Here is a 4,042-nt window from a genome sequence, read left to right on the forward strand (position 1 = left end):
AAGCGCAGCAGAGCTGTGATCAGCTGCACACGATCTGCAGTTGATGGCCATCGGGATCGCGGATCTGCAGGGCTCGGCTGAAGCCGATGGCCGTGGCCTGCTCACCGGAGAGCTCCACGCTGCCGGGGCTCACCCAGCTGCCGCCATAGCTTTCCAATTGGGAGGCAATGCCCTCGAGATCGTCTACCGCAAGGCGGATCTGCCAATGGGCACTGTCGGCGCTGTTCTGGTCGGCCGGCAGGGGGCGCCCGCCCGCAGGTTGAAGGTAGTTGAGGCATTCGATGCCGGGGCCTTCCGGGCAGCGGTGGCCTGTGATCCGTACCTGCGTGTCGCTCAGGCCATCGAGATGGTCCTGTTCGATACCGCTGTTCATGCCATCGCCGCCAAGCCGTAATCCCAGCAGCTCTTCGTAAAAACGGCAGCTGCGTGGCGTGTCGGCATTGGCAATGGCGCTGTGGTCGATGCCGAGAAATGCTGATCCCTTCGTGGCTTGATGCCAGCGCGGTTCGCCCTTGTCCGGCGGAAACTGCAGCAGCTCCAGGCAATGGCCCTCAGGGTCGTGGAATTTGAATGCCTGGATCCCCGCAGCCGCCTGGTTCCAGCCGGGCAGGGTTTGAGGGTCGCTCGAGATGCTTCGCAGCTGGCCTTGTTGGATCAGGGTTTGCACGGGTCCGGCAGCGGCGGCTATGTCGGCCACCACGACGCAGATGTGTTGGAACCAGAGGTCGTTGCTGCGGGAATCGGCGGGAATGGAACGCCCGGGGCGCAAGCCTGCTCCCAGCTCGAGCACCTCCAGCAGTTCGAGCTGTTCGGCGCCCAGCTGCAGTCGCAGCAGTTTGAGGCGGCTGCCAGGAAGCCCGATCAATTGCGCGTAGGAGCCGGGCTCGAGCTCTAAGCATTCCTGGCGGCGGCAGCCCAGATGGCTTGTGTAGAAGCTGGCCAGGGCCTCGGCATCGCGGCTGGTGAAGCCGATGCTGTGAATGTGGGGTGTGATCATCGGTGGATCTCAGCCAGGGTTGCTTTGGAACGCCGCCGCGGCAGCGGAGGCAATGGCGCCATCGAGGTCGGGCGTCATTCCCGACACACCCACGGCTCCGATGCAGGTGCCGTTGTGCAACAGCGGTAGGCCGCCGCCCATGGCCACAGCCGCCTCCTTGAACACACCGGCCAGTTGCAGCAGGGCCGGACGCTCGCCGTTGATGGCGGTCTCCTGGTCAGCGGTGGGCTTGCCGTTGAGTGCAGCCATCCGCGCTTTGGCTGTGGCCACGGCGGTGCTGGAGGGGCTGGCCCCATCGAGCCGCACCACCAGCAGGGGATGGCCTCCGGCATCACAGATGGCCAGGCTCACTGTCGCCTGGTGATGGGTCGCCAACGCCTCGGCGGCGGCAGCGATGCGGCGGCAGTCGGCGAGTTCAAGAGCAGCAACAGTGCGCATCGTTGGCTCAGCCCCACACAATCTTCATCAACCAGAGGTGCCCCTCCAGCTCCACCCCAGCGGCGGCCGCTTCAAGATCGCTCTCGCTGAGCCGCAGGGTGGCTTCGGCCTGGTGCTTCACCAGATCCACGCCGCTGAAGCTGAAGCCCTGCTCAGCGCCAAGCGCGGCAATGGCATTGAGGTTGGGGCAGGCGCTGAAACGCTCCAGCAGCGCTGGATCGCCTTTCACCTGCTTGAGGAAGGTTTCGAGCTGTGGGTTGGCCATGGTTGGGTTCGGTCGGGCTGGTTTTGGATTGGGTTTGGATTGGGTTTGGATTTCAGTGCGGCCAGGTGGCGCCGCGGGTGGCGGTGAACAGGCTGTAGATCGCGGTGGAGGCACAGAGGAACAGGCGGCTGCCGTAGCGGTCGCCGAAGCAGAGGTTCGACACGCGCTTGGGCACCAGCACCTTGCCGATCAAGGCGCCATCGGGCGCGATCACGTGCACGCCATCTGCCGCGCCACACCAGAGGTTGCCGTGCTCATCCACACGGAAGCCATCGGCCCAGCCAGGGCTGATCTTGTGGAAGACCTCACCGCCGCTGAGGCTGCGGCCATCGCCGTTCACCTGGAACCGTCGGATGTACTGCCGGGGCTCAGCCACGCCGGGGGCACCGGATTCGGCCACGTACAGCAGCTGTTCATCCGGGGAGAAGGCCAGGCCGTTGGGTCCGTCGAAATCGGTGGCAACAGCATCGATCTGGCCGCTGCTGGGGTCGAGTCGATACAGGGCCGGTGGTTGTTCTGATGGCTGACGGCCACCTTCGTAGTCGTTCAGCAGGCCATACAGCGGATCGCTGAACCAGATCGAGCCGTCGCTCTTCACCACCACGTCGTTGGGAGCGTTGAGGCGATGGCCATTGGCCTGCGACACCAGCGTGGTGATGCTGCCGTTGTGCTCCAGGCGTGTGAGACAACGGCTGCGGTGATGGCATTGGATCAGCCGGCCTTCGCGATCGCGCGTCTGGCCGTTGGCGAACTCGGAAGGCTCCAGAAAGGTGCTAACGCCGTGCTGTTCGCTCCAGCGCAGGGTGCGATTACCCGGGATGTCGCTGAACAGCAAGCAGCGCTGATCGCCAAACCACACGGGGCCCTCAAGCCAGCGAAAGCCCTCCGCCAGCAGCTCAAGCTCCGCGTTGAACAACACCAAGGCTTCGAAGCGCGGGTCGTAGCTCTTGGTGCAGCTGGAGGGTTGGCTCATTGAAAAAAGCCCGGCGGGGCCTGCCGCCAGGCAGCGTCGTTGCGCTGGATGATCAGCTGCACGCAGGGCTCATCGCCCACCTGGGCGGAGAGATGGCCCGTGTGCCCTTCCGGCGAGGCGATGCAGCCCTGATCGCCACCAAAGGAGTAGTCGCCGGCGCGCATGATCGCGATCTGCCCGTCCATGCTCTGCACGGACCAGGCCCCCCGCAGCACATAAATCCACTTGGGCACGTGGTTTTCGTGCCAATCGGCCGTCCATCCCACCGGCAGGTAGGTAACGAAGGCATTGCCCTGATCAAATAGGGGCCTTGAAAATTGGGGTGAATCGCCGGGGCCCAGCTGCCCGAGCTGGAAGTCGCTGATGGTGCACTGCTGTTGGCGGCTGATGCCATCGTCACTGGTCCAGAGATGCCAATAGGTCTCCGGTTGTGGCGCCAGGCTGAAGGGATCGCTCATGGCTGGCGGGCTCAGTCTTTGATGGCGATGGCAGAGATCTCGAGCTGGATGCCCAGCACCAAAGCAGCGACTTCCACCACAGCCCGGGAGGGATAGGCCATGGGGTCGGGGAAATACTCCTGCCACACGGCATCGAAGGTGTCGAGCGTGTTGATGTCGGTGAGATACACGGTGGCGCTGACCAGGTGCTCGAAGCCGAAACCGGCTTCTTCCAGCACCGCCTGCATGTTCCGCATCACCTGCCGCGATTCCAGGGTGATGTCGCCGTCGCCCACCTTGAGATTGGTGGCGGGATCCACCGGCAGCTGTCCGGTGATGAACAGCATGTTGCCCATCTGGAAGCCCTGGCTGTACGACGCCACGGGCTTGGGAAAACGGTCGCTGTGAATAGCTCTGCGGATCACCCCGGTGGACATCGTCAAGCAGCTCAGAACGGTCACTTCACCGTAGAGAACCTGCTCGGAATGTCACTGCTCTGTCATGTGAGCGGCTGAGCACACATGGGGTGTTGCAGATCGCAGGCAGGATGGCTCGCGCCTCCTAGCGTCCGCACAGTTCAGCGCCGCAGGCGGCTGCTTTCGCCATGACCACAACGAATCCCTACAGCCTCGAGACCCTCTCCAACCTGCTCAAGGGCAAGGTGATCATCGTCACCGGCGGCAACAGCGGGATTGGTAAATCGATCGTGGAGGTGGTGGCTCGCCTCGGCGCCCGCGTGGTGATCGACTATCGCTCACACCCCGAAGCCACCGAGGCCATCGAACAGGAGATCGGTGAACTTGGCGGCACCTGTTTTGGTGTTCAAGCCGATGTGGGCAAGCTCGATGATCTGCAGCGGCTGGTGCAGGAAGCCGTGAATCGCTACGGCCGCCTCGATGTGATGGTGAACAACGCCGGCATCGAAACCCGCA

At 63.8% G+C, this 4,042-nt stretch carries 7 protein-coding genes; 1 reads left to right on the forward strand and 6 read right to left on the reverse strand.

Going from position 1 to position 4,042, the window contains the following annotated elements:
- Positions 1-19: 19 nt before the first annotated feature.
- The 6 genes from ACIQ2E_RS13010 to ACIQ2E_RS13035 are packed head-to-tail and all read right to left on the reverse strand — an operon-like array spanning position 20 to position 3,547.
- Complete coding sequence (locus tag ACIQ2E_RS13010; protein WP_398331304.1) at positions 20-997, reverse strand: VOC family protein; 978 nt, start codon at positions 995-997, stop codon at positions 20-22.
- Between the two features lie 9 nt (positions 998-1,006).
- On the reverse strand, positions 1,007-1,435 hold the full coding sequence (locus ACIQ2E_RS13015; protein WP_398331307.1) for a heme-binding protein: 429 nt from the start codon (positions 1,433-1,435) through the stop codon (positions 1,007-1,009).
- Positions 1,436-1,442: 7 nt separating this feature from the next.
- Complete coding sequence (locus ACIQ2E_RS13020; protein WP_217796675.1) at positions 1,443-1,700, reverse strand: Nif11-like leader peptide family natural product precursor; 258 nt, start codon at positions 1,698-1,700, stop codon at positions 1,443-1,445.
- A gap of 52 nt (positions 1,701-1,752) precedes the next feature.
- Positions 1,753-2,673 (reverse strand): SMP-30/gluconolactonase/LRE family protein, encoded by a 921-nt coding sequence (locus ACIQ2E_RS13025; protein WP_398331310.1) that lies wholly within the window; start codon positions 2,671-2,673, stop codon positions 1,753-1,755.
- Positions 2,670-3,131, reverse strand: a complete 462-nt coding sequence (locus ACIQ2E_RS13030; RefSeq protein WP_398331313.1) for a cupin domain-containing protein — start codon at positions 3,129-3,131, stop codon at positions 2,670-2,672. The genes ACIQ2E_RS13025 and ACIQ2E_RS13030 overlap by 4 nt, the downstream gene beginning before the upstream one ends.
- Before the next feature lie 11 nt (positions 3,132-3,142).
- A complete protein-coding gene (locus ACIQ2E_RS13035) occupies positions 3,143-3,547 on the reverse strand; it encodes a Rid family detoxifying hydrolase (protein ID WP_398331319.1) in 405 nt (134 codons plus the stop codon).
- A 167-nt stretch (positions 3,548-3,714) separates the two neighbouring features.
- Between ACIQ2E_RS13035 and ACIQ2E_RS13040 the strand changes: the two genes are divergently transcribed.
- The coding region (locus ACIQ2E_RS13040; RefSeq protein ID WP_398331316.1) for an SDR family NAD(P)-dependent oxidoreductase at positions 3,715-4,042 on the forward strand (328 nt) is incomplete at its 3' end.

It is taken from the genome of Vulcanococcus sp. (assembly GCF_044369115.1).
Classification (GTDB): domain Bacteria; phylum Cyanobacteriota; class Cyanobacteriia; order PCC-6307; family Cyanobiaceae; genus Vulcanococcus.

Bases quoted from the DNA above. Each gene is read 5' to 3' on its own strand.
- ACIQ2E_RS13010 (WP_398331304.1), bottom strand. From the start codon at position 997: ATGATCACACCCCACATTCACAGCATCGGCTTCACCAGCCGCGATGCC.
- ACIQ2E_RS13025 (WP_398331310.1), bottom strand. From the start codon at position 2,673: ATGAGCCAACCCTCCAGCTGCACCAAGAGCTACGACCCGCGCTTCGAA.
- ACIQ2E_RS13035 (WP_398331319.1), bottom strand. From the start codon at position 3,547: ATGTCCACCGGGGTGATCCGCAGAGCTATTCACAGCGACCGTTTTCCC.
- ACIQ2E_RS13030 (WP_398331313.1), bottom strand. From the start codon at position 3,131: ATGAGCGATCCCTTCAGCCTGGCGCCACAACCGGAGACCTATTGGCAT.
- ACIQ2E_RS13020 (WP_217796675.1), bottom strand. From the start codon at position 1,700: ATGGCCAACCCACAGCTCGAAACCTTCCTCAAGCAGGTGAAAGGCGAT.
- ACIQ2E_RS13015 (WP_398331307.1), bottom strand. From the start codon at position 1,435: ATGCGCACTGTTGCTGCTCTTGAACTCGCCGACTGCCGCCGCATCGCT.